Genomic DNA, 22,571 nt, shown 5'->3' with positions numbered 1-22,571 from the left:
CGAGTAGTCGTGTCCCGAACCCGGTAGTGGTACAGCAGGGTCCGCAATCCCTCGACGAAGTCGGCGCCGTTCCAGAACGAATGCAGCGCACCGAAGAAGCCGTTCTGCAACTGCGGCCCGTAGACGCCGCCGGAGGTGGTGAAGGTCAGCATCAGGAACAGCGTGATGAGCGCGAGCGTCGTCCACCGCGTCAGGAAGGTGTGCAGCCCGATGCCGAGTCGCCGACCACGGCCAGCTCGAGATGGTTCGGCGTCGGCTGATGGAACGCGCCGAGATAGGCGAACGCCATCCCGACGCACCTCAGCAACGGCGTCAGCAGATGTCCGGCAACATGCCGGAGCTGAGTGGTGGTCATCACCGCCATCCAGCGCGAGCTCACCGCCTTCGCCGGCCGCGCCCGCAGCCGCGTGGCCGAACTGCACCCCGAGCTCAGCCTGGTCGCCGACAGCATCCTCGACCTGATCCTGGATCGTGGCGGCTGTCAGGCCACCGATCCGGCCGAACAGTTCCTGCTCGACAAGTCGACCGTCAGCAGACAGGTCGGCGCGCTCGAGCGGCTCGGCTACACAACCGCGAGGTCGACCCGGGCAACCGGCGCAACCATCTCCTGCAGGCCACCGGGGGCCGTGGCGCGCGCGGCCGAGCAACGCCGTCGCGAGGCCTTCGCCGACCGTTTCGCGGACTGGACCGACGCCGACGTCGCGACGCCGGCGAGCCTCCTCACCCGCTACAACCGGGGCGACTGAACGCGTCGAACCGTCGGCTCCGGAATCGCTCCGACCAGCCCGATCGGGCATCCCGCTGGCTATTGCGCGGGTCACCGCCGCCGACGGGCGATGGCGCGGCACGGCACGTGAGTCGGTATAGTCGCCGCGGATGAGTAGTGACACCACCCACCCCGTGCGGCAGCCCTCCCCACGCCCGATCAATCGAGCATGGTGGCTGGTGCCGGTGCTGCTCACCGTCGTCTCGATCGTGTGCGTGCGCGTCCCGCTCTGGCCGTTCGAGCAGTACTCCGGCGGCTTCATCGACCTGCAGGTGTATCGCCTCGGCATCGAGGCCATGCGCGACGGCGCCGACATGTACGGCCAGCTGCCCAAGACCTCCATCGGGATCGGCCTGCCGTTCATCTATCCGCCGTTCGCCGCCATCGCGCTCGCGCCGTTCGCGCTGCTGCCCTGGGGAGTGGCCAAGATCCTCTACGTGGTGGCCTCGATCGCCGCGCTCGCCTGGACGCTGTTCCTCGTCGCCCGGCGCTACCACCGCGACAACCGCCAGGCCGCGCTGCTGGTGACCGCGTGCGCGCTGCCCGCCGCGATGCTGCTGGAACCGGTGCGCTCGACCATCGACTTCGGCCAGGTCAACCTGCTGCTGATGGTGCTCGTCGCCACCGACTGCCTGCTGCCCAAGACCCGCTACCCACGCGGCATGCTGATCGGCCTGGCCGCCGCCATCAAGCTGACACCGGCCGCGTTCGTGCTGTTCTTCCTGGTCCGCAAGGACTACAAGGCCGCCGCCACCGCCGCGGCCACCGGCGCCGTCGCCACCATCGCCTCGTTCGCGCTGCTGCCCGGCGAATCCACCCGCTACTGGTTCGGCGGCCTCGGCAACGTCTCCGGCCTGAGCGGCTCGGCCTTCCACACCAACCAGTCCATCCAGGCCGTGCTGGCCCGCCTGCACGTCACCGGGCTGCCCTTCGACGCCCTCTGGCTGGTCCTGGGCGCGCTGCTGCTGGTGCTCGTCGTCGCCGCCATGCGCAAGGCCGCCGACGCCCCCGCGATCGCGCTGGCCCTCAACGCGGTCTTCACCCTGCTGCTCTCGCCGATCTCGTGGTCGCACCACTGGGTGTGGATCGCGCCCGCCCTGCTCGCCATCGTCTGCCACGCGCGCACCCTGCCCATCGCCAGCGCGCGCGGCTGGTACGCGACGGCGGTCGTCGTGGCCGCGGTCTTCGTCATCGCGCCCCACAGCTTCCTGCCCGACGGCGAACACCGGGAGACCTCGTGGGCGTGGTGGCAACACGTCGTCGGCGACACCTATGTGTGGCTGGCGGTCGGCCTCGTCGTGCTGTTCCTGGTCACCGGTCGCCACACCGCCACCACGTCGACGGCCGAGCCCGCCGTCGACGCGGAGCCCGCCCGCGCCGGCTGAGCCGGTGACGTAGGGGGCCCTGAACGGCTCACACAGCGTCGAACGCGGCCGCCTTGGCCTGGATGTAGGCGACATACCGCACGGTGAACACCATCGGCACCGCGAACGTCAGCGCGTGCGCGAGCGTCCGCGGCCAGGTGTCGGCGTGCGCCAGTACCGCCAGCAGCACCGCGCCGACCGCGAAGCTCGCAGTCCATACCGCGGTGAGCACATACGCCGTCCGTACGAACAGCGGTTCCGCCCAGACCTCCTGCGGTGTGGTCTGTTTCGCGATCCCGAGGGTGAACGGCATCCCGACGGCCAGCGAGGCGCCGGCGATCAGCGCCAGCGCGGTGTGCGACAGCGCGGGGGAGTAGGCGTGTAGTCCCGTGTCGGGATCGCTGAACGCCAGCGCGGTCAGTCCCACGAAGAAGGCCAGCGTCCCGATCTCGATGATCAGCGCGTCGAACCCGGCCCCGCTCCGCCTGCGCACCACCAGTTCGGCGAGCGCGAGCACGGCGGCGGCGAGCGCCGCCCACTGCCAGTACGAGCCGGGAACCAACGCGTAGACGATCCACGGAGCAAAGGTGCGCAGGTAGGACATGGTGACTCCCTGAGTACGCGAGAAGCGCGACATTCCAATTCAGACAGGTCGAAATTAGAGGTTCCTACTTCGACATGTCAAGAGTGGAATGTAGGGTAGGAGGCATGAGCCTCCGTCACGCCCTGCTCGGCCTGCTCGCCGACCGCCCCGCCAGCGGCTACGACCTGATCCACCGCTTCAAGGAATCCCTCGCCAACGTCTGGCCCGCCACCCAGAGCCAGATCTACACCGAACTCACCAAGCTCGCCGACGCCGGCAAGATCACCGTCTCCGACGAGGGCCCCCGCGGCCGCAAGGAGTACACGATCACCCCCGACGGCCGCGCCGACCTCCACCACTGGCTCACCGAAGTCGCCCCCAAACCGATCACCCGCAACGAAACCCTCCTGCGCGTCTTCTTCCTCGACGCCCTCACCCCCGCCGAAGCGATCACCTACCTCACCACCCTCGAGACCCGCTCCGCGACCGCCCTCGCCGAACTCGGCACCCTCGAATCCGCGGTCGACTGGACAGCCAACCCCTTCTCCACCAACGGCCACATCGCCCTCGAGTGGGGCAAGCGCTTCTACCGTATGAACCAGGAGTGGGCAGAGTGGGCAAAACAGCAGGTCACCTAGGCGATTTGGATTCCGTCACCGCGTCGGATAATCTTTTGGCACACCAGCAAGTCCGGGTGGCGGAATGGCAGACGCGCTAGCTTGAGGTGCTAGTGCCCGTATTAGGGCGTGGGGGTTCAAGTCCCCCTCCGGACACAAACAGTACGCCCACGGGTGGTGTCGCTTCGGCGATCACCACCCGTGTTTCGTCCCAATAGGCGAGCTTCAAGCCGAGCTGGCGATAGACCGAGTTCTTGTCATCTGCGTCAGCCTGACGAAGAACCTGGAGCATTCCGCCGAGGTTATCTACTAACTCGCGGATGTTCTCCCTACTCAGATTGGGCTTCAGTCCGATCGAACCTTCCAAGACCGAAAGACGAGCGACGGCTTCACCACGCTCGGCTTGGGTCTCCCGTGTCCACGTGGCGACTGTGACCGGATCGGCGCCGGCGTCGAGAGCTTCGCGGTAGCGGTCGAGCTTGCGGTCGAAGGTAGTGATGAGTTGTCTGACGGAGTCCAGCTCGGGGGAGCGGTCCGGCTGCGCAGCTTCGAGTGCTGAGAGGGTGTCTTCGATGTGGTCGGGGTGGAAGGTTTGCGCGAGCCAAGCGTCCAACGGGCCGGCGAGCTGGTCTTCGCGAAGATAGACCGAAGGGCGGTGGTCGATGTTGTTGGTCAGCGCGTACTCAGAGGGGTATCGGCACCTGTAGTGGGCTTTGTCATGGTTCCAGGACCCCTGCATCCGGCGACCGCATGACGCGTGTGACAACAGGCCCTTGAATGCGTACGGGTGCTTTCGCCGTTGTAGTACGCGTCCTGTGGATTTCGGGCCGCGGGATGCTAGGCGCGCCTGCGCTTGTTCGAATGTTGCGCGATCGATGATCGCTTCGTGGGCGGGCTGGTCGGAGAAGACCCACTCGGACTTCGGATTCCAGGCCAGGCGAGTCTGGTGGCCCAGCGCCACGTCGTCGACATCGATGAGTGTCTCCTGCTTGCGCTGTCGGTTCCAGACCGCGTAGCCGGTGTAACGAGGGTTGGTCAAGATCGCACGGACAGCACTCTTGGACCATGCGATTCCGGGACGGTGACGGTTGCGGGCCGGATCATATGCTGACGGACACAAAATCCCGGCTGCCGTCAGTCGCTGGGCGATGGCGAAGATGCCTACGCCCGCCAGGTAGGTCTGGAAGATCCGCAGCACGACGACCGCCGCGCTGGGATCGATGACAAGGCGGTGCAGTCGTCTTCCGTCGGCGGCTTTGCCCGGATTTGGGTGTGGTCCGGCGTCTTCGAGCATGTAGCCGTAGGGCGGCCGGCCGCCGAGGTAGCGGCCTTCGACCCTGGCCTGAGCAGACATGGCTGCGCGGACGCGGATCTTGATGCGGTTGCGTTCGCCTTTCGACATGCCGCCGAAGACCGACATGATCAGGTCGTGGGCTTCGGAGTCGGGGTCGATCGGTCCGCCGACCTCGGGCACCCAGAGCTCGACGCCGTAATGGACGAATACCGGGAAGGTCAGCCCGAACTGGTTGCCGTAGAAGGCTCGTTGTGGTTCGCCGATCACGATGGCGTCGAACCCGCGGTCCGGATCGCGGAGAGCTTCGAGCAGTCTGTTGGCTTGCGGGCGGCGTTTCCACGGGATCGATCGGGACTGGCCGACGTCGAAGAACTCGGCGACGATCCTGCCGTGACCCTCGATCAACGCGCCGGCGCGCGCCAGCTGCCAGTTCCTGGAGGTCTCGGGGTCTTGTTGGTCCTCTGTGGAGACGCGGCCCGCGAAGCCGAAGTTGCGGAGAGTCATGGTTGCTCCAAGGTGTCGCGATCTGGGCGTGAGCGCGCTACGTGTTGGATCAGACGTAGAAGCGCTGTTGCCGCTGCGGAATCGAGTACCGGTGGATTCGACGGAGGCCGCACCTCGAGAGCATCGTGCTCGCCCTGAACCGGCGTCGTGGGCTCGCCGAGTTCGTCTGGCGGGGTGGGTGAACCAGAGCGCGACATGACAAGGACCTCCAGGTCCCGATCAGTGGCTCTTCGAGATCCATTGAACCGGAAAATCGTTTGTTGTGCCAGGTGTGGTGGGTGCTGGCCTCAGCCGGTAGTCGAGTCTCGCGTGATGTGTGCGACTAGTTTGCGGAGGGACAGTTCGAGAGGTTCAGGGCAGGTGGAAAAGTGAATGAGAATTTGGTGTTTGGCGTGCAGACCTGCAGGCCAAACAATGCTCCCTGCGCGAGCGGGGATGATCCCGCCGGTGGCGCCGGCGACCATCGACTGTTGGAGTGGTCCCCGCGCGAGCGGGGATGAGCCGGGTTCGTCCGGATCGCTGTCGGTATCTGAGCGGAGAGGCGTTCGGCTCGCCTGCCGCATGGTGATTCGCCGGCTCGTCGGATTTGTGCGGGGTGGGTGGGGTGTCGGGTGGCCACGAGTTGTTGGCGTTGAGGTTTGCGCTAATCGGCGGCGGATTCAGCCCGATACGTTCGAGACCGTCGACGGCTATATCGAGCTGATCCTGCACCGTCGTCGTCGTGAATTCAAGGCCGCGCAGAAGTAGTGCTGTCGAATGTGTGAAAAGTAGCTCGTAGCAGTACTTTTCGCTTGTGGCCCCGCGTCGGAGAAATCCGGCGCGGGGCCGCTGTCTTCACCGGGGATCGCCCGGGATACCGGCTCATCACCCTCAAAACGGTCACAAAACGGTCACAAAACGAATGTGCCCAACATCGTCCTGAGAAGTGGTCTACCTGCGGATTCATGTCTCTTCTTTGGAGATGACCTGCTCGAGAACTGACGACAGGTAGCCGTACGGCGGACGTCCGCCTTGGTGTCGGCCTTTCGTTGAGGACTCGGGCGTTCATGCTGGCGCGCGTGCGTTGTCTGGACGTGCTGGCGTTTGGACTCGCTGAGTCCGCCGAGCATGTTCATCATCATGGTGTGGGGTGAGGTTGTCGGGGTCGTAGCGGCCGCGAGTTCGGGGACCCAGATCGAGACGCTGTAGGCGTGGATGCGGGGCGCGACGAGGCTGAGCTGGTTGCCGAACCAGTAGCGGGTGCCTTCGCCGACGACGATGCCGGCCCAGCCGCGGTGAGGGTCACGAAGATCGTCGAGGGGTTTGGCGGCTTCGGTCCGTCGGTGCCAAGGGAGTGATCGGGATTGGCCGACGTCGAAGTAGCTCTTCACGATTCGTCCGCTGACGAACTTCTCGGCGTTGCCGAGCTGCCACTGGAAGGAGGTTTCGGGGTCCTGGCGTCCCCTGTGCTGCAGCGCATTCTGCGCAGGTCCTGAATTCGTGTTCGTACCGCGGTGTCGGCAAGCGCGTTGCACTACCACCGCCGGGTGTGAGGGTAGTCCCGGGCGGCCGGGCCCTGACGGGTGAGGATTAGGCCGACCGGGAACGGTGCTGAGCATGTATCCCGCCAGAGACTGCACCGCGCCCGATGTCGAATCCTACCCTCACCGGTTCTTCGGGATCCGACGAGACGGGAATCTACTGCGTCGCTCTCGGGTCGGCCGTCCTCGAGGCCGTGTATTGGGACGCGGGCACCGCCCGGCTGCTGCCCAGGCTGATCCGCGGACGCACTCGTGGGCCGGTGTTCGTGACCCACCGCCGCCCGGGGCCCGGCAAATACCTCGCCGACCGCGACGTCTGCCCGACACCGGCCGGGTCTGGTCTGGCTGACCCACGACCAGGCCTGCGACCTGCTCGACGCCGTCACCGCGGTCGACGGGCCCGGGACCGGCTGGGACTTGCACGAACTCCGGTACTCGGGGCTGGCCCACCTCGGAGAATCCGGGGCCAGCCTGCTCGAACTCATGGCAAGATCCCGACACCGCAAGGCCGAGAACTTGCGCCGCTACTTCGACCGTCCCCAAAAGCCATGCGCGAGCTGACCTCGATCCTGGGCCAGCAGCTACGCCACATCCGCTCCGATTTTCGGCGGCTACTACCGGAACCCCTGCTTGGACACCACAGTTCGGATCGCCGGGGATTCGGGACCCGCGCGGCTGTGTGTTTCAGCATGAAGTCGTGCGATGCCTCCGCGCTATCGGCTGGGTATCGACACGGCCGCGATCCTGGAACGTTCGACCCCCAAGCTCGGCTGAGCTCAACCCCGAGGAGAACCGGAATTCCAGGTCGTGCCCGGCGACCGTCGGTGGATATTGGTTACCGCTTCGTCGAACCGATGAGTTCGGCGCAGCGCCACTCGAGGTAGTTGACGAACATCCAGAACTGCGCGAAGGCGGGGTTGTTCGTCTGCCGTGGTGGTAGCGGTAGTAGATCTGCTGGGCGATACCTGCCAGGCGGAACAGCCCGAAGACCTCGTAGAAGGCCCAGTTCGACGCGTCTAAACCCATTGTCGAGCAGTAGTATTCGACTGTCTCGCGGCGGGTGAGCATGCCTGGTAGGTGGGTGGGCTGGGGGCGGGTGCCGCTCATCACATCGTCGTCGTCGGCTTGGATCCAATACGCCAGCGCGCCACCGAGATCCATGAGCGGATCGCCGAGAGTGGCCATCTCCCAGTCGAGCACACCGATGATCTCGGTCGGGTCGGCCGCGTCGAGGACGAGGTTGTCGAGGACGAGGTTGTCGAGCCGGAAGTCGTTGTGGATCACCGTCGTCGCGACGTCTGCGGGTTGTTCAGCGCGCAACCAGTCGATCACCGTGGCGAAGGTGCCGACTTTGTAGGTGCGGGCGTCGGTGTATCGGCGGGCCCAGCCTTCGACCTGCCTGTTCACATATCCGGTGCCTTGCCGAGGCTGTCGAGCCCGGCGGCGGTGGGGTCCACGCGGTGCAGGTCGACGAGCCGGTCGACGGCCCGGGTGGACAGGGTCTTGGCCTGTTCGGCGGTCAGCGTGAGATCGGCGGGCAGATTCGATCACAGGATGGTGCCGGCGAGCCTTTCCATGACGTAGAACTCGGCACCGATGACGCCGGCATTGGTGCACAGCCCGATCATGCGGGGCACGTACGGGAACTGCGGGCGCAGACTGCGCTGGACGGTGTACTCGCGCGACATGTCGTGGGAGGACGCGGCTTTCGTGCCCGCGGGCGGGCAACGCAGGATCAGATCCTGGTCCGGGTAGCGCAGGCGATAGGTGAGGTTGGACGCGCCACCGGAGTACTGCTCGACGAGAGGTGGTTCGGTACCCACGTCGGGCGCGACCGTGCGCAACCAGTCGTGTACGGCACCGATGTCGAAGGCGTCCTCTGGGCGGACGACGGTGATCGCTTCGGTCATGCCAGCTTCGCGACCACGCGCAGGGGCAGGGCCTTTATCAGCAGGCCGAGTGGCCGCCACGGCCATTTGGGCACCACCGCGACGGCGGGTTCGCGTTCGATCGCACGAACCAGCAGACGGCAGCCCTTGTCGGCGTCGATGATCAGCGGGGTGTTGGTCATCTTGGCGTTGATCTCGGACCGGATGTAGCCGGGTTTGATGGTGCTGGCCTTGATCGCGGTGCCGAGCAGGTCGGCACGGATGCCTTCGCCGAGCGCGGCGAGGCCGGCTTTGGTGGCGGCGTAGGTGGTCAGGCTGCGGGGCATGCCCCGTTCGGCGCTCATCGAGGAGATCAGCACGAGGTGACCGGCTTTGCGGGGGCGGAACAGTTCCAATGCGGCTTCGGCCTGCGCGAGCGCGGCGACGAAATTGGTCTGCGCGGTGGCCTTGTTGGCGTGGAAGTAGCCGGTGCCCAGTGAGGCACCCTTGCCCATGCCCGCGTTGACGATCACCCGGTCAAGGCCGCCGAGTTCCTCGTCGAAGGCGCGGAAGGTGTCGAACACGGCCTCGTGATCGTTCACGTCGAGGGTCCGCACCGAGATGGTGATGTCGGGGTGCTGTTCGAGCAGTTCGGTACGCAGCGCCTCGAGTCGGTCGGTGCGCCGGGCGCACAGGGCGAGGTTGCGGCCCCGGGCCGCGAATTCTCGCGCCATCCCTTCGCCCAACCCGGAGCTGGCTCCGGTGATCAGAATGTTCTTACGCATCAAGGGTTCTCGCTATCGGTGGAGGGACGTTCAGGGTTCGGTGTAGCACGTCAGTTCTTGGCGGGCGACGACGCCGAGGTGGACTTCGTCGGGCCCGTCGGCCAGGCGCAGCGACCGGGCCCCGGCGAATGCTCGGGCGAGGGGGAAGTCGTCGGACATGCCCGCGCCGCCGTGGATCTGGATGGCCATGTCGATGATGTCCTGGGTCATGCGGGGCACCACGGCCTTGACCTGGGAGACCTCGCCGCGGGCCCCGCCGACCCCGACGGTGTCGAGCAGCCGCGCGGTGTGGAGCACGAGCAGGCGGGCCTGGTTGATCGCGATGCGCGCTTGGGCGATCCTCTCCCGGTTGCCGCCGAGGTTCACCAACGGCTTGCCGAACGCTGTGCGAGCGAGCCCGCGTCGGCAGGCCAGCTCCAGAGCACGTTCGGCCAGGCCGATCGCCCGCATGCAGTGGTGGATCCTTCCCGGTCCCAGCCGGCCCTGGGCGATTTCGAAGCCACGGCCGGGGCCGCTGATCACGGCGTCGATGGGCAGGCGGACGTCGGTGAAGGAGACTTCGCCGTGCCCGTACGGTTTGTCGAGGTAGCCGAACGCGGTGAGCATCCGTTCGACCTTCACGCCGGGGGTGTCGAGGGGGACCAGCACCATCGAGTGGCGCAGGTGGGGGTGCGCGTCGGGGGCGGTGAGGCCCATGAAGGTCACGAAGGCGCGGTTCGGGTGGCCGATTCCGGTGCTCCACCATTTGCGGCCGTTGAGCACGCTCTCGTCACCGTCGTCACCGGCGACAACGGCGGTGGCGGCCATGTTCGTGGCGTCGGAGGAGGCGACGTCGAGTTCGGTCATGCAGAACGCGGAACGGATGGTGCTGTCGAGCAAGGGGACCAGCCAGTCGAGCTTCTGCTGGGCGCTGCCGTAGTGCAGGAGGACTTCGGCGTTGCCGGTGTCGGGCGCGTTGCAGTTGAATATCTCCGGTGCCAGGGCGGAGCCGTTATGGCCTCGGCCAGTGGCGCGTATTCGGCGTTGGTGAGGCCGGGCCCGTGCTCGGCGCCGGGCAGGAACAGATTCCACAGGCTGGCCTCGCGTGCGCGAGCTTTGAGTTCCTCGACGACGGGCGGCACCTCCCAGGGAGCGTTGGCAAGCGCGGCGGCCACGCCGGCTTCGGCGGGTTCGATGTGGCCACGGACGAATTTTCAGACCTATTCCAACAGCTCGGTGGCCCGGGGTGAGTGGGCGAAAATCCATCGTGTTCCTTTCGGCTCAGTCGGTGAGCAGCAGGGTGATGACGGTGGCCCAGTCGGCCAGGGTGGCACGGACCGCTTTGTCCGAGGTCCGTAGGACTCGGGCGGCGGCGGTGCCGCGCAGGATGGTGATGGTGAGATCGCGGATCGTGGGATAGCGGGGGTGTGCGGTGATGGTGGGGCCGAACAGGTAGTCGACGACGCGGAAGAGGTCGCGGCCTGCGGATCGTTCGGCGTCGATGAGGGCGGTGGCCAGGGTGGGGTCGGTGCGGGCGGCGGCCCAGAGTTCGCTTTCGGCTTGGGCGGGTGGGCGGGTCATCGCGTCGTGGAGCGCGCTCAGTGCGCGGGCGATCGGGTCGGTGTCGGGGCCGAGGCGGGCCGCGGCGGCGCGGGCGGCCTGTTCGTTGCGGGCCACCAGGTCGGCGACCAGGGCTCGGGTCAGGTCGCCGCTGGTGGGGAAGTGGTGCAGTAGGGCGCCGCGACTGAGGCCCGCGGCCTCCTGCACGGCGACGGTGGTGAGCGTGGAGTAGCCACGCTCGACCAGGAGGTCGCAGGCGGCCTCGAGGATGCGGGCTCTGGTGGCTGCCTTCTGGGCTTCGCGGGTTGTCATGGGTCATCTCCGGCTCGATCGGACCGTGACCGAACGATTTCACAGTCACTATTGACTGTCAATGTTCGGATCGGCCATGCTCGCTGCATTCCCGACACATCGAATCCGAAGGGGCCATCCGTGTCGAACAGCAACAGCCCAACTCCCGGCGACCGCCCTGCGGCCTGGTACGAGAACTGGACCGAAGGCCCCGAATCGCCCTGGCGGCATCGCCCGGAACCGGACTACGAGCGCGAGTACGCGACGCTGACCTACGAACGTGACGGCCGGATCGCCAGGATCACCTTCAGCCGGCCCGAGAAGGGCAATTCGATCACCCCGCACACCCCGCGCGACCTCGCGCACGCGGTCGAACGCGCTGACCTGGACCCGCGCGTCCACGTAATCCTGGTGTCGGGCCGGGGCAAGGGCTTCTGCGGCGGGTACGACCTCGACATGTTCGCCGAGCAGAGCTTCGCGAGCGCCGAAGGTCCCGACGAGGTCACCGGGACCGTGCTCGACCCGGTGGTCAACGCGATCAACCACAACCCGGCGGGTGTCTGGGATCCGATGATCGACTATGCGATGATGAGCCGGTTCAACAAGGGCTTCTCGAGCCTGCTGCACGCGAACAAGCCGACCGTGGCCAAACTGCACGGCTTCGCGATCGCCGGCGGCACTGATATCGCGCTCTACGCCGACCAGATCATCTGCGCCGACGACACCAAGATCGGCTACCCGCCCACCCGCACCTGGGGCATCCCCGCGGCGGGTATGTGGGCGCACCGGCTCGGTGACCAGCGGGCCAAGCGGCTGCTGTTCACCGGTGACTCGATCAGCGGCAAGCAGGCCGAGGAATGGGGCCTCGCTGTGGAGTCGTGCCCGGCCGAGGAGCTCGACGCTCGCACCGAGGCGTTGGTGGAGCGGATCGCGCGGATGCCGATCAACCAGCTGATGATGGCCAAGTTGGCGCTCAATTCCAGTCTTCTCGCCCAGGGCGTCGCCAATTCCGGCATGGTCAGCACCGTGTTCGACGGTGTCTCCCGGCATACGCGTGAGGGTTACGCATTCCAGACCCGTGCCGCCACAGTCGGTTTCCGGGAGGCGGTGCGCGAGCGCGACGAGCCCTATGGCGACTACAAGCGTGCCCAGTTCGAGCGCTGACCTGCCTACGAGCGAGAAGGACAACTCATGGAATTGAACGGACGGACCGCGATCGTCACCGGTGGCGGCAGCGGTATCGGGGCGGCCCTGGCCTCGGCGTTGGTCGCCGCGGGTGCACGTGTCGTCGTCGCCGACCTCGACGAGCAGGCCGCGGTGCGGGTCGCGTCCGCGCTCAACGAGACGACCCCGGATGCCGCGCTCGGGCTCGAGGTCGATGTCAGCGATCAGGTCGCCAATGTCGAGCTCATCGCCGCCACCGAGGCGGCGTTCGGGCCGGTGGACCTGTTCTTCGCCAATGCCGGAGTGCCGGGCGCGCCGGGCCTGGACGCCGGGCCGCAGGCATGGGCGCAGGCGATCGGAGTGAACGTGCTCGCGCATGTGCACGCCGCGCAGATCCTGGTTCCGCAGTGGGTCGAGCGCGGGGAGGGGTACTTCGTGAGTACCGCCTCGGCGGCCGGGTTGCTCACCCAGCTCGGTTCCGCGACGTACGCGGTGAGCAAGCACGGCGCGGTCGCGTTCGCGGAGTGGCTCGCGGTGACCTACGGCGAGCAGGGTGTGAAGGTCAGTGTCGTGTGCCCGATGGGCGTGGACACTCCGCTGCTCCAGGGCGTCGCGACGGCGGGTGGGCCGGACGCGGTGTTGGCATCGAAGGCGGTCACCACCGCAGGCAAGGTGCTGACCGCCGACGAGGTGGCCGCCGAGGTGCTCGCCGGTATCGACCGGGAACAGTTCCTGATCCTGCCGCACCAAGCGGTGCTGGACATGTTCCGTAGCAAGGCCGCCGACTACGCGGGCTGGCTCGGCGGCATGCGCTGGTACAAGCGAACCCTGGAGGGGTGAGCGTGCGAGGGACGCCAAATTACTCGACTCTTTCGGACAGTCAGTCCAGACTGACTGTTAGGCTGGGTATGAGTGCATCACGGCAGGCCCCCTCGTGGGCCGCTGACCCCGAATCGGTCGCTCTCCGCGAAACCGCCAGGAAGTTCTTCGAGACCGCCGCGGTGCCCAACCAGGCGCGATGGGCCGAGCAGCGCTTCGTCGACCGGGAATTCTGGCTCGAAGCCGGTTCGCTCGGTCTGCTCTGCCTCGACATCCCCGCCGAATACGGTGGTGGCGGTGGCACTTTCGCGCACGAGATGATCGTGCTCGAAGAGCAGAGCCGGATCAACGAGCCCGGCTGGGGCAATCACGTGCACAGCGGCATCGTCGCCCCCTACCTGCTGGCCTACGGTACCGAGGCGCAGAAACAGACCTGGCTGCCGAAGATGGCCACCGGCGAGGTCGTTGCCGCGATCGCGATGAGCGAGCCCGGTGGCGGCTCGGACCTGGCGAACATGTCCACCCGCGCGGTCGCCGAGGGCGAGGACTACCTGATCTCGGGCGCCAAGACCTTCATCACCAACGGTGGCTCGGCCGACCTGATCGTCGTCGCCGCCAAGACCGATCTGGCCGGTGGTGCCCACGGTGTCTCGCTGTTCCTCGTCGACGCGACAACACCGGGCTTCCGACGCGGCCGCATCCTGGACAAGATGGGCCAGCACAGCGGCGACACCGCTGAACTTTTCTTCGATGACGTCCGCGTTCCCGCGTCGAACCTGCTGGGCGAAGTCGCCGGACAGGGCTTCTTCCAGCTGATGACCCAGCTGCCCCAGGAGCGTCTGCTGCTGGCGGTGGCCGCCGTGGTCAGCATCGAGGACGCCGTCGACATCACCCTGGCCTACACCAAGGAACGGCACGCCTTCGGCAAGCCGTTGTTCGCCAAGCAGCACGTGAAGTTCGAACTCGCCGAGTGCGCCACGCTGGCCCGCGTCGCGCGAACATTCGTCGACGATTGTGTGACCAAGCACACCGAGGGAACCCTCGACAGCGCCACCGCATCGATGGCCAAGTACTGGGCCTCCGATGTCCAGTGCCAGGTCATCGACCGCTGCCTGCAGCTGTTCGGCGGCTACGGCTACATGCGTGAGTACCCGATCTCGGAGATGTACACCAACGCTCGCGCGCAGCGGATCTACGGTGGCGCCAACGAGATCATGAAAGAACTCATCGCGAGGTCGCTGTGAGCGCGGAAGGCGAGATCATGGCCGAATCCACGGTGACCGTCGAACACGACGGGCCGGTCACCACGATCAGCATCACCCGTCCGCACGCCCGCAACGCGGTGGACCGGGCGACCGCCGAGACGCTGGCGATGCGTTCCGCGCCTTCGACGCGGACCCGAACGCGGCGGTCGCGGTATTTCGCGGCGAAGGCGGAAAGTTCTGTGCCGGAGCTGATCTCAAGGCCGTGGCCGCCGGTGATCCCAACCGGTTCCTACCCGACGGTGACGCGCCGATGGGAGTCTCGCGCCTGCGCCTGACCAAGCCGGTCATCGCCGCGATCAGTGGTTACGCGGTGGCGGGCGGGCTCGAGCTGGCTATCTGGGCGGATTTGCGGGTTGCCGACGACGATGCCGTGCTCGGCGTGTTCTGTCGACGCTGGGGTGTCCCGCTGATCGACGGCGGCACCGTGCGACTGCCCCGGTTGATCGGCACCAGCCACGCCATGATCTCGTGCTCACGGGCCGTCCGGTGCACGCCGACGAGGCGCTGCGCACGGGTCTGGTCAACCGGGTGGTGCCCACCGGGCAGGCGACCGCCGCCGCGCAGACGTTGGCCCGCGAACTGGCGGCGTTCCCACAGACCTGCATGCGGCAGGACCGCCTTTCGCTGCTCGAGCAGGACCGGCTGACCGAAACGGCAGCGCTGGCCAACGAATATGACCACGGGGTCATCTCGATCTCGACCGACACCCTCGCCGGTGCGACCCGATTCACCGGCGTCGCGGGCCGCCACGGGTCGTTCGACGACACCGACAACACCAGGAGTACCGAACAATGAGCAGTCTCACCGGAAAATCCGCCATCGTCACCGGCAGCGGTCGCGGCATCGGTGCCGCGATCGCGCACAAGCTCGCCGCGAACGGCGCGCAGGTGGTGATCAACGACCTCGACCCCGCCGCCGCCGAGCAGACCGTGAGCGAGATCGTCGCCGCGGGCGGCACCGCGGTGGCGTGCGCGGGCAACATCACCGAGACCGGGTTCGCCGATCGATTCGTCGCCACCGCTGTGGACAACTTCGGCGGGCTCGACATCATCGTCAACAACGCCGGCTACACCTGGGACGGGGTGGTGCAGAAGGTCAGCGACGAGCAGTGGGACGCCATCCTCGATGTGCACCTCAAGGCACCGTTCCAGATCCTGCGCGCCGCCCAGCCGGTGATCAGCGCCGCTGCCAAGCGGGAGAAGGCCGCTGGTGAGCGGGTCACCCGCAAGGTGGTCAACATTTCCTCGCTGGCTGGGCTGCACGGCAATGCCGGGCAGATCAACTACTCCGCCGCCAAGGCGGGCATCCTCGGGGTCACCAAGGCGATGGCCAAGGAATGGGGTCGCTACCAGGTCACCGTCAACGCGGTCGCGTTCGGTCTGATCAAGACCCGGCTCACCGAATCCGCCGCCGATGGTGACGCCACCATCGAGATCGACGGCCGGGAGCTCAAGGTCGGCGTGAATCCGATGATCTTGCAGGCGGTCCAGCACATCGCCCCGCTCGGGCGGCTCGGCACGCCGGAGGAAGCGGCCGGGGCGGTATACCTGCTGACCCTGCCCGAGTCCGACTACGTCACCGGTGAGGTGCTGGCGTGCAGCGGGGGACTTGTCGGCTGAACCGGGTCACCTAGTGACGGGTCCCCGCGGCGCACAGGTCGGTGAAGACCTCGGCCCAGGCCGCGAGGACCCGTTCGTGCACGGTGCCGGTGGGTCGCAGGACGCTGGTGATCGCCGCCCCGCGCAACAGTTCCAGTAGCGCTTCGAACGCCACGTCGAAGCCGGGCAGCGTCGCGTACTCCGGCCCGAAGGCCTGCGCGCCGATCTCGCGCAGCACGTGGCCAACCTTGCGTTCGTAGGGCCCGAGGACCGCCCGCAGCGCGTCGTCGGTGCGGGCGGCCATCCACAATTCGTTCCCCGCCAGATACAAGGGCCCCGAGAGTCCTTGGCGCAGAACCGTAATCGCGAACATGACGCGGTCAGGTCCGGGTTCGGTATCCTCGATGAGTTATCGCATCCGCACGCTCTGCTGTTCGGCGACGCTGCGGACCGCCGCGACGAACATATCCGGTTTGCTGGGGAAGTGGTGCAGTAGCGCGCCACGTGACACTCCGGCGCGTTGCTGCACGCGCAGCGTGGTGGTGCGGGCGTAGCCGAATTCGACCAGGCACGACACAGTGGCCTCGACCAGACGGGACCGCATCTGAACCGGGTCGACCGTGCGCCGCGCAACATCCATGGGTACTGCATACCAGGGCTCGGCTCCGGCGTCGTTCAGCCGGGCGGGCCGGGGCGTTCGCAGTGCGGGTGCGCATGCCCGGCCGAGGTCTCGATACAGCATGTTTGACCGACCTTTTCCATGCAACCAAGCATGGCTACGGTTGGGAGCTGCCCGACGGTAGCGAGTCGACCCGTCGTCAGCGCCACTTCGACTATCGACAAGGAACACACTCTGATGGCTGCCGACATCGAATCCAGCACCGGAACCGAACCCGCACCGCTGCGCACCTGGCGTCGTCTGGCCGCCAACCCGCTGGGTCGGTTCGCCTTCTCCGCGGGCGTGTGGGCCAAAGCCCCCTACTTCACCACCGCCCTGCCGGTGATCAAGTCCGCCGAGCCCGGTCGCGTCGAGGTGCATTCCCCGCTCTGGTTCGGTGTGCACAACCACATCGGCACCTTCCACGCCATCGCCGCCTGCAATCTCGCCGAGGCCGCCATGGGCGTGCTGATGGAGGTCACCACTCCGCGCACGCACCGCTTGATTCCCAGGGCATGCAGGTGGAGTACCTGAAGAAGGCGACCACCGGCCTCACCGCCACCGCCACGCTGGTCGGTGTGGACTTCGCGACCATCACCGAGGGCACTGACGTGCCGGTCGAGATCGCGATCGTGAACAAGGACGGTGTCGAGGTCGTGCACGCTCGAATCAACACCTGGGTCACGCCCGCCTGATCGTGGTCACTGCCCCCTGTCCCGCGTCGCCTGGGACGGGGCGCAGTCGGTCGGGGCGGCCTCGCGTTGGCACCGAGCGGGCCATGAGCCGGGACGGCGCTCCGGCGGGGACGGGCGGTAGCGTCGGGGGACTATCCCGCGTCGGTCGGCTCGCGCGGTACCCGCAGGTCGTCGAGCATATGCGCCGACCGGTCGGCGACGTGCCCGCGCCGACGTGTGTCGTCGTTGAGCATCCCCGCCAGGCCGAGGCCGCGCGCGGAGTCGAGGAACGCCTGCACAGTGGTGCGTACGGTGCGGTCGTTGCCGTCGAGGCGCAGCAGTTCGATCAGGGCCCAGAAGCCGCGGGCGCCGACCTCCAACTCCATGGCTGCGACCCGGGGCGTCAGAACCGGGTCGTCGGAGGCGGCGATGCACAGCTGCAGCACGCAGATCCCGGTCCGGCACCACCGATTCGAGCGTATGTGGCACGGCTGCTACGCATGCCATCTATGTCCCGCGCCTCTGTGGTGTCGAATCGAACCTCGGGCGTACTTGCACTCGCGTCCTGGACGGCTCGCCGCCGCTACAGGTTCAGGGCCGCCGGCTGCGCCCGGGCAACTGCTCCGGATCCGTGCACTGACATGAGTTCTCCTGCGGGGATGGAAGTTTCGAATGATTTCATGCCGAGGCGGCCGAGCATCATGCTCGGCCGCCTCGGCTGTGCTGGGGTGAATGTCAGGCTTGCGCCATAGCCTCGTGCATCAGTTGGTACCCACGCTCGCTGACCTCCTTCTCGAAGATCGCGCGGGTCGCGGGGACGGCCAGCGCGGTCATGACGAGTCGGCCGATGCCGATGGATCGGGCCTCCCACGCCGCTGAGGTCGGAATCGACGCCATGGCGCGCATCTTTCGCGGCAAAGTGGCCGCGGCCGCGTTGCTGAGCATGGGATACAAGGTGTACATAACGGATTCGCGCAGACCGGACGCGCCGCTCGGCCGCATGAGGACGTCCATCACCTCACGGGTTTGCGGTGTCACGCTCCAGGAGGTCCCCGCGGCGTTCAGGAAGGCCGAGAAGTGGGCGCGGGAGGTCGGTGTGGAGTCATCGAACGCATCGAGGGCGTCGGCGTTGTACCCCCGTGCCCGGGCCATGGCGCGGTACCCGTCGACGTCGATATCGTCCAGGCCGAGCGCGACGGCCGCCGCCTTGCTCTCCAAGAAGTACTGCTCTTCGTCGGCCTGTGACTGTTCGCCGACCAGCGAGACGTAACTGACCCACACCGAGTGCCAGGTCATCAGATGGACACCGAGCATGAGCAGCGGATCGATACCCGAGTACTCGGTGTTCGTAACCGGCACATGCCCTTCCACGCGCTTGTGCATGCGGCGCAGCCGCAGATTCGCCTTGTCGACGGTGGCCGTATCGCCGTAGACCACGGTGAGGAAGTACTGCATGGTGCGTTGCATGCGGCCGATCGGATCGCGTTTGTAGGTGCCGAAATCGGCGACCGCGGCCGCGCCTTCCGGGCTGGCGAGCATCTCGGCCTGGAACGAGCGGATACAACCCACGAACGCGGCGGGATGCGACCATACCTTCCACGCCATCGAACCGGGTCCGAACAGGCCGTGGTCGGCGGGACCGGCTTCGGTGTCGAGAAGGAAGTGGGTCTCGGTGTCGGGAATGCGAGCGGTTGTCATGTGAGGGTCCTCTCGGGACCTCATCGGCCGGACGAAAGATTTCATCGTTCATGTGAACGACAGTCCTTTCCGGTATCATTGCCGTTCGGCCGAACGATGACAAGTCTTGAAAGGTGGAAATGTGACGCAGGGTGCCCGTGCGGCCCAGCGTGACGCAACTCGCAGAGTGATCGTCGACGCGGCGATCTCCTGTCTGACGGTCAGCGGCTACTCGGCAGTGCGCACTCGTCAGATCGCCCAGGCTGCCGGGGTCGCGCAGGGGACTGTCACCCACCATTTCGACAGCCGGGAGGCACTGCTCGGCGAGGCGGTCGGCCGCGTGATCGACGAGCAGCTGGAGACGGCGAGGGTGCGCTTCGAAGAACTGGCCCCGGCGGAGCAGACCGCTGAGCGGCATCTCGACCTGCTCTGGTCGACGATCACGACGCCGGAGGGTCTGGCCGTGGCGCACCTGTGGTACGCGACGTGGTCCGAGCCGCGGCTGATTCCGCTGGTGCGCGTGCTCGAGGAGCAGATGTTCCGGGCGACGGTGCAGGGGTGGGCCGATTTCTCCGGCCGGGAGCCCGACCGTGATGTGCTGATCTTCATAGATCTGGTGCTCTCGGTCATGCGGGGGCTGGTGCAGTCGATTCCAACTCGTGGACTTGAGTCGGTCGAACAGCGGTGGCAGCTGAGCAAGTCGGTGCTGTTAGCCGGTGCGCCGACGCCGATCTGCTGAGGGGATCGAGGCCTGCTCCATGCGGGCTGAGCTGGTATTTCCGGCTCGGTCCGGGTTACCCCCTTGTCGTCGTTCGCGTGAACGGTCATGCTGTGCCGTGGCAATAGTGGTTCAACTGAACCATGAGGTCCCTGGTGTATCCGGGCCGGACCGCCGATTCGCTGGCCTTTCTGGAAGACCTGCGCGCGACCTATGGTTCGCGGGTGCGCGTACGGCTCGACGCCGACTCGGGCCTGCCGACGGCCAAGGACGTGGTCGGCGACCTGTCCGACGGTGCGGAGGTCTATTGGTGCGGACCGATTCCGCTGATGGACCTGCTGCGCAAGTACCTCGCGGGCCGCGGCACCATCGGCTGGCACTACGAGCGCTTCTCGCCACCTCCGGTGATCAACGGCAAGCCTTTCCAGGTACGCCTCGCCTCCGATGGCACAGTGCTGGACGTCCCCGCCGACGCGACCGTGCTGGAGACGGTCCGTGCGGCGCGCCCGGATGTCCTCTTTTCATGCCGCCAGGGTTTCTGCGGCAGCTGCCGCACCCGGGTATTGGAGGGCTCGCCGATTCACCACGGCACCGCGCTCACCGAAGCCGAACAGACCGGGCAGATGCTGCTGTGCGTATCCCCGGGTGCGAGGGCGCCAGCCTCGTCCTGGACCTGTGAGCCGGGTCCCGCCCGCCGCGACGGGCTGGCGGCGTGAGTTCGTGCGGGCCGCGCTCAAGATCTTGTCTCGCCCAAGCGTCGGGCTCCCGGCACCGGTGCTCCGCACCGCGATGACGCTCGGCGCACCGCTGATCCCGGTGCCGTCGGCATCGATCTCCGGTGGACGGTGCTCGGCGGACGGCAAACTTTGGTGATCAGTCCTCGGCACGGTCGCGAGCCCGACACCGGGGTGGTCTACCTGCACGGCAGCGGGTACCGGACCGAAACTCCTCGGATGATGGTCGCCCTGCTCGGCGCTCTGTCCCGGGCAACCGGAATGACCGTGTACGCACCGACATACCGGCTCGCGCCCGAGCACCCTATCCCGCCGCCCTCGATGACGCCGACGCAGTCTGGTCGGAGGTCTCGACGACCTGCGGGCTGCGGCCGGAAAACATTGTCCTGGCGGGCGATTCGGCGGGAGGCGGGGCCGCGCTTAGCCTGGCCGTCCGGCTGCGCGATTCCGGGTGCGCCCTGCCCGGAGCCTTGGCGCTGATCTGCCCATGGGTCGAACTGCCGCTGTCCGGCGCTTCCCTCCGGGACAATGCCCGGATCGAACCGCTACTCAACCCGGGTGCCCTGGCCACCTGGTCGGCGGCGTACCGGGCCGGCATTCACCCCGCCGATCCCCGGGTTTCTCCGGTTTTTCGCGAACCTGGCCGACTTGCCGCCGCTGTTCGTCTACTCCGCTGCGGACGATATTCTCGCCGACGACAGCGCGGCCCTGGTCCGGCGTGCGGCGGCAGCCGGCGTCGCGGTTCGGCATCGGCAATACGCGGGAGTATGGCATGGCTGTGACGCGTTTCCGGGCGTGTTCGCCGAGGCTCGGCAGGGCGTCGAAGATCTGGCTATGGACCTGGGCGGGGTCTGACGGCCCACCACAGTCGGCTGGGCAACGTGCTCGACGGCGAGGCCCTCGACCGCGGGCCGGCGCGCCCGGCGGCAGGCATCGCCGATCTCCGAGGCGGTCCTAGCCGTAGCGCTGCTCAGCCGCGGAGAACACCGTGGCGGCCTGTCAGGCGCGGCAGGCGGGCCGGCCTGCATATCGAGGTCCGGCGGTCACCGGGGTGCCGGAGCCGGAGTGTGGCGAACGGGTGCCGGCTCGAGGTCGTCGGCGCCGCGGATGCTCATGTCGGCTGGTAACCAGCGCAGCACGGTCAGTTCCGCGTCGGTCAGGTGCGGTGCCGTGGCGGCGCGCCGGGCGTGCGGACGCGTGCGGACCTCGGCGTCGAAGTTCGTCGACCGACGCCGCCGAGCCAACGGTCGGCCAACTTGCGGCGCAACCGTACTGTCGTCGCGATCGCCGACTACCGATCGCGGACGGTGCAGCGGGCTGCTGTCCAGTCTCACCGTCCCGTTGCTGACCTTCAGCGTGAACAGGTTCATAGCGGGCGAGCCCATGAATCGGCCACCAACAGGTTGGCCGGATTCCGGTACAGGTCGGTGGGGACCCCCGCACTGCCTTTGGAGCACCGGCCCCAGGTCCCTCATGAGGTTGGACAGCGTTCGTCTGTGAGGAACACCTGCGGCTGCCGTACCATGGCGCCGTATCCGATCGATCGACAAGTACCTGCGGCCACTTCCGCTGGCCGGGCAGGCGACCGCGACGCGATCTCCTAAGTCTACGGCCAGCCCCTGCGCCACACGGACGAGGGCCTGCTGCCCGACGACTGGTCGACAAGGTGCAACTGCCGAAGGCGCTGGCCTCGAGCGAGTGGCTCGGCTACTTCTACGGCGGTGTCCCGCATACGGTTCGCGAGATCTACGTCGGTGGACTCGACTGGTTCGACGGCGACCTCACGACGCTCGCGCCGATCCACTGGTGCGCGTGGACCCCACAGACACCGAGTCCCGCGACCTCGAGGCCGAAGCGCTGCGCCTGATCTGCTACCGCACGCCCAACATCAACTGGCGCAACCTTTACCCTCGACGCGGCCCGAGCTCGACGGGGCCATCGACCGCATCGCCGCGACCGCCGTCGACTCGCCGGACCGGGGTCGTCACCAAGCACGGCGCCGCCTGCTCGAAGGCCTGCGGTTCCGCATCGACCCGACAAGGCGGCCGGGCGCCCCCAGTCGGCTGGTTCCTGTTGACCGACACCTCCGAGACGGTCGGGCGGACCGCCCGCAACGGGGTGGCAGAGCCACCG

21 protein-coding genes, 1 tRNA gene and 6 pseudogenes are annotated in these 22,571 nt (G+C 67.2%); 15 read left to right on the top strand and 13 right to left on the bottom strand.

Features of this window, described 5'->3' with window-relative positions; all coding sequences use genetic code 11:
• Positions 1–190: 190 nt before the first annotated feature.
• Positions 191–355: a hypothetical protein gene (locus tag AB0L91_RS22380; protein WP_365012822.1), complete on the bottom strand. Its 165-nt coding sequence runs from the start codon at positions 353–355 to the stop codon at positions 191–193.
• Here AB0L91_RS22380 and AB0L91_RS22375 point away from each other — a divergent pair.
• Both AB0L91_RS22375 and AB0L91_RS22370 read left to right on the top strand, forming a co-directional pair.
• Entirely contained in the window at positions 348–746 is a 399-nt protein-coding gene (locus tag AB0L91_RS22375) for a MarR family transcriptional regulator (RefSeq protein ID WP_365012819.1), read from the top strand. The two genes, AB0L91_RS22380 and AB0L91_RS22375, sit on opposite strands and share 8 nt — an antisense overlap.
• 130 nt (positions 747–876) lie before the next feature.
• Positions 877–2,151 carry a glycosyltransferase 87 family protein gene (locus tag AB0L91_RS22370; protein ID WP_365012817.1) on the top strand — a complete coding sequence of 425 codons (1,275 nt, stop codon included), beginning with the start codon at positions 877–879 and terminating at the stop codon, positions 2,149–2,151.
• 28 nt (positions 2,152–2,179) lie between these two features.
• On the opposite strand, the gene AB0L91_RS22365 is transcribed toward AB0L91_RS22370, so the two are convergent.
• The gene (locus tag AB0L91_RS22365) at positions 2,180–2,734 is read right to left on the bottom strand and encodes a hypothetical protein (protein ID WP_365012814.1); all 555 of its coding nucleotides are present in this window, start codon (positions 2,732–2,734) and stop codon (positions 2,180–2,182) included.
• A 104-nt stretch (positions 2,735–2,838) separates the two neighbouring features.
• On the opposite strand from AB0L91_RS22365, the gene AB0L91_RS22360 reads away from it, so the two are divergent.
• A complete protein-coding gene (locus AB0L91_RS22360; RefSeq protein ID WP_365012811.1) occupies positions 2,839–3,351 on the top strand; it encodes a PadR family transcriptional regulator in 513 nt (170 codons plus the stop codon).
• Positions 3,352–3,401: 50 nt separating this feature from the next.
• Positions 3,402–3,486 (top strand) — tRNA-Leu (locus tag AB0L91_RS22355).
• Between the two features lie 685 nt (positions 3,487–4,171).
• Here AB0L91_RS22355 and AB0L91_RS22350 read toward each other — a convergent pair.
• The 6 genes and pseudogenes from AB0L91_RS22350 to AB0L91_RS22325 all read right to left on the bottom strand — a co-directional run.
• Positions 4,172–5,128 (bottom strand): annotated as a pseudogene (locus AB0L91_RS22350) (recombinase family protein); the annotation flags it as partial.
• 890 nt (positions 5,129–6,018) lie between these two features.
• A complete protein-coding gene (locus AB0L91_RS22345; RefSeq protein WP_365012808.1) occupies positions 6,019–6,498 on the bottom strand; it encodes a hypothetical protein in 480 nt (159 codons plus the stop codon).
• Positions 6,499–7,483: 985 nt separating this feature from the next.
• Positions 7,484–8,558 (bottom strand): annotated as a pseudogene (locus AB0L91_RS22340) (phosphotransferase family protein).
• Positions 8,555–9,301, bottom strand: a complete 747-nt coding sequence (locus AB0L91_RS22335; protein WP_365012806.1) for an SDR family oxidoreductase — start codon at positions 9,299–9,301, stop codon at positions 8,555–8,557. Before AB0L91_RS22335 ends, AB0L91_RS22340 begins: the two are co-directional and overlap by 4 nt.
• Positions 9,302–9,331: 30 nt before the next feature.
• Positions 9,332–10,542: pseudogene (locus AB0L91_RS22330) on the bottom strand (acyl-CoA dehydrogenase family protein).
• A 19-nt stretch (positions 10,543–10,561) separates the two neighbouring features.
• Positions 10,562–11,152 carry a TetR/AcrR family transcriptional regulator gene (locus tag AB0L91_RS22325; protein ID WP_365012803.1) on the bottom strand — a complete coding sequence of 197 codons (591 nt, stop codon included), beginning with the start codon at positions 11,150–11,152 and terminating at the stop codon, positions 10,562–10,564.
• Between the two features lie 120 nt (positions 11,153–11,272).
• Here AB0L91_RS22325 and AB0L91_RS22320 point away from each other — a divergent pair, with 120 nt between their 5' ends.
• The 5 genes and pseudogenes from AB0L91_RS22320 (at position 11,273) to AB0L91_RS22300 (ending at position 15,998) form a co-directional block, all read left to right on the top strand.
• On the top strand, positions 11,273–12,295 hold the full coding sequence (locus AB0L91_RS22320) for a crotonase/enoyl-CoA hydratase family protein (RefSeq protein ID WP_365012801.1): 1,023 nt from the start codon (positions 11,273–11,275) through the stop codon (positions 12,293–12,295).
• Between the two features lie 27 nt (positions 12,296–12,322).
• A complete protein-coding gene (locus AB0L91_RS22315) occupies positions 12,323–13,135 on the top strand; it encodes an SDR family NAD(P)-dependent oxidoreductase (protein ID WP_365012798.1) in 813 nt (270 codons plus the stop codon).
• Between the two features lie 68 nt (positions 13,136–13,203).
• Positions 13,204–14,358, top strand: coding sequence for an acyl-CoA dehydrogenase family protein (locus AB0L91_RS22310; RefSeq protein ID WP_365012795.1), 1,155 nt, complete (start codon positions 13,204–13,206; stop codon positions 14,356–14,358).
• Between the two features lie 17 nt (positions 14,359–14,375).
• A pseudogene (locus tag AB0L91_RS22305) lies at positions 14,376–15,174 on the top strand (crotonase/enoyl-CoA hydratase family protein).
• Positions 15,171–15,998, top strand: coding sequence for an SDR family oxidoreductase (locus tag AB0L91_RS22300; protein WP_365012792.1), 828 nt, complete (start codon positions 15,171–15,173; stop codon positions 15,996–15,998). Before AB0L91_RS22305 ends, AB0L91_RS22300 begins: the two are co-directional and overlap by 4 nt.
• A 10-nt stretch (positions 15,999–16,008) precedes the next feature.
• On the opposite strand, the gene AB0L91_RS22295 is transcribed toward AB0L91_RS22300, so the two are convergent.
• Both AB0L91_RS22295 and AB0L91_RS22290 read right to left on the bottom strand, forming a co-directional pair.
• Complete coding sequence (locus AB0L91_RS22295; RefSeq protein WP_365012790.1) at positions 16,009–16,281, bottom strand: hypothetical protein; 273 nt, start codon at positions 16,279–16,281, stop codon at positions 16,009–16,011.
• Positions 16,282–16,386: 105 nt separating this feature from the next.
• Entirely contained in the window at positions 16,387–16,617 is a 231-nt protein-coding gene (locus tag AB0L91_RS22290; RefSeq protein ID WP_365012788.1) for a helix-turn-helix domain-containing protein, read from the bottom strand.
• 216 nt (positions 16,618–16,833) lie between these two features.
• Here AB0L91_RS22290 and AB0L91_RS22285 point away from each other — a divergent pair.
• A pseudogene (locus AB0L91_RS22285) lies at positions 16,834–17,330 on the top strand (hotdog fold domain-containing protein).
• 131 nt (positions 17,331–17,461) lie between these two features.
• Here the strand turns inward: AB0L91_RS22285 and AB0L91_RS22280 are convergent.
• Together AB0L91_RS22280 and AB0L91_RS22275 are read right to left on the bottom strand one after the other, a co-directional pair.
• Positions 17,462–17,755: a hypothetical protein gene (locus AB0L91_RS22280; RefSeq protein WP_365012786.1), complete on the bottom strand. Its 294-nt coding sequence runs from the start codon at positions 17,753–17,755 to the stop codon at positions 17,462–17,464.
• A 289-nt stretch (positions 17,756–18,044) separates the two neighbouring features.
• Positions 18,045–19,007: an oxygenase MpaB family protein gene (locus AB0L91_RS22275; protein WP_365012783.1), complete on the bottom strand. Its 963-nt coding sequence runs from the start codon at positions 19,005–19,007 to the stop codon at positions 18,045–18,047.
• A gap of 166 nt (positions 19,008–19,173) precedes the next feature.
• Here AB0L91_RS22275 and AB0L91_RS22270 point away from each other — a divergent pair, with 166 nt between their 5' ends.
• The 4 genes and pseudogenes from AB0L91_RS22270 to AB0L91_RS22255 all read left to right on the top strand — a co-directional run bounded on the left by AB0L91_RS22270 (position 19,174) and on the right by AB0L91_RS22255 (position 21,293).
• Complete coding sequence (locus AB0L91_RS22270) at positions 19,174–19,725, top strand: TetR/AcrR family transcriptional regulator (RefSeq protein ID WP_365012780.1); 552 nt, start codon at positions 19,174–19,176, stop codon at positions 19,723–19,725.
• 122 nt (positions 19,726–19,847) lie between these two features.
• Positions 19,848–20,420 carry an iron-sulfur cluster-binding domain-containing protein gene (locus AB0L91_RS22265; protein ID WP_365012776.1) on the top strand — a complete coding sequence of 191 codons (573 nt, stop codon included), beginning with the start codon at positions 19,848–19,850 and terminating at the stop codon, positions 20,418–20,420.
• A gap of 237 nt (positions 20,421–20,657) precedes the next feature.
• Positions 20,658–21,016, top strand: a pseudogene (locus AB0L91_RS22260) (alpha/beta hydrolase fold domain-containing protein); the annotation flags it as partial.
• Complete coding sequence (locus AB0L91_RS22255) at positions 20,967–21,293, top strand: alpha/beta hydrolase fold domain-containing protein (protein WP_365012774.1); 327 nt, start codon at positions 20,967–20,969, stop codon at positions 21,291–21,293. The pseudogene AB0L91_RS22260 and the gene AB0L91_RS22255, both read left to right, overlap by 50 nt.
• Before the next feature lie 188 nt (positions 21,294–21,481).
• On the opposite strand, the gene AB0L91_RS22250 is transcribed toward AB0L91_RS22255, so the two are convergent.
• On the bottom strand, positions 21,482–21,808 hold the full coding sequence (locus tag AB0L91_RS22250; protein ID WP_365012771.1) for a hypothetical protein: 327 nt from the start codon (positions 21,806–21,808) through the stop codon (positions 21,482–21,484).
• A gap of 296 nt (positions 21,809–22,104) precedes the next feature.
• Between AB0L91_RS22250 and AB0L91_RS22245 the strand changes: the two genes are divergently transcribed.
• The gene (locus AB0L91_RS22245) at positions 22,105–22,305 is read left to right on the top strand and encodes an alkyl sulfatase dimerization domain-containing protein (protein ID WP_365012768.1); all 201 of its coding nucleotides are present in this window, start codon (positions 22,105–22,107) and stop codon (positions 22,303–22,305) included.
• The last annotated feature ends 266 nt before the right edge of the window (positions 22,306–22,571 follow it).

The organism is Nocardia sp. NPDC051833 (genome assembly GCF_040681225.1).
Classification (GTDB): domain Bacteria; phylum Actinomycetota; class Actinomycetes; order Mycobacteriales; family Mycobacteriaceae; genus Nocardia.
The sequence above is the reverse complement of the archived record's forward strand: the minus strand, read 5'-3'. Positions and strand labels throughout refer to the sequence as shown.

Coding starts and splice junctions, on each gene's coding strand:
- AB0L91_RS22365 (WP_365012814.1), bottom strand. CDS start 2,734: ATGTCCTACCTGCGCACCTTTGCTCCGTGGATCGTCTACGCGTTGGTT.
- AB0L91_RS22315 (WP_365012798.1), top strand. CDS start 12,323: ATGGAATTGAACGGACGGACCGCGATCGTCACCGGTGGCGGCAGCGGT.
- AB0L91_RS22300 (WP_365012792.1), top strand. CDS start 15,171: ATGAGCAGTCTCACCGGAAAATCCGCCATCGTCACCGGCAGCGGTCGC.
- AB0L91_RS22275 (WP_365012783.1), bottom strand. CDS start 19,007: ATGACAACCGCTCGCATTCCCGACACCGAGACCCACTTCCTTCTCGAC.
- AB0L91_RS22360 (WP_365012811.1), top strand. CDS start 2,839: ATGAGCCTCCGTCACGCCCTGCTCGGCCTGCTCGCCGACCGCCCCGCC.
- AB0L91_RS22310 (WP_365012795.1), top strand. CDS start 13,204: ATGAGTGCATCACGGCAGGCCCCCTCGTGGGCCGCTGACCCCGAATCG.
- AB0L91_RS22295 (WP_365012790.1), bottom strand. CDS start 16,281: ATGGCCGCCCGCACCGACGACGCGCTGCGGGCGGTCCTCGGGCCCTAC.
- AB0L91_RS22335 (WP_365012806.1), bottom strand. CDS start 9,301: ATGCGTAAGAACATTCTGATCACCGGAGCCAGCTCCGGGTTGGGCGAA.
- AB0L91_RS22290 (WP_365012788.1), bottom strand. CDS start 16,617: ATGGATGTTGCGCGGCGCACGGTCGACCCGGTTCAGATGCGGTCCCGT.
- AB0L91_RS22380 (WP_365012822.1), bottom strand. CDS start 355: ATGACCACCACTCAGCTCCGGCATGTTGCCGGACATCTGCTGACGCCG.
- AB0L91_RS22370 (WP_365012817.1), top strand. CDS start 877: ATGAGTAGTGACACCACCCACCCCGTGCGGCAGCCCTCCCCACGCCCG.
- AB0L91_RS22250 (WP_365012771.1), bottom strand. CDS start 21,808: ATGAACCTGTTCACGCTGAAGGTCAGCAACGGGACGGTGAGACTGGAC.
- AB0L91_RS22265 (WP_365012776.1), top strand. CDS start 19,848: ATGAGGTCCCTGGTGTATCCGGGCCGGACCGCCGATTCGCTGGCCTTT.
- AB0L91_RS22255 (WP_365012774.1), top strand. CDS start 20,967: ATGCCCGGATCGAACCGCTACTCAACCCGGGTGCCCTGGCCACCTGGT.
- AB0L91_RS22325 (WP_365012803.1), bottom strand. CDS start 11,152: ATGACAACCCGCGAAGCCCAGAAGGCAGCCACCAGAGCCCGCATCCTC.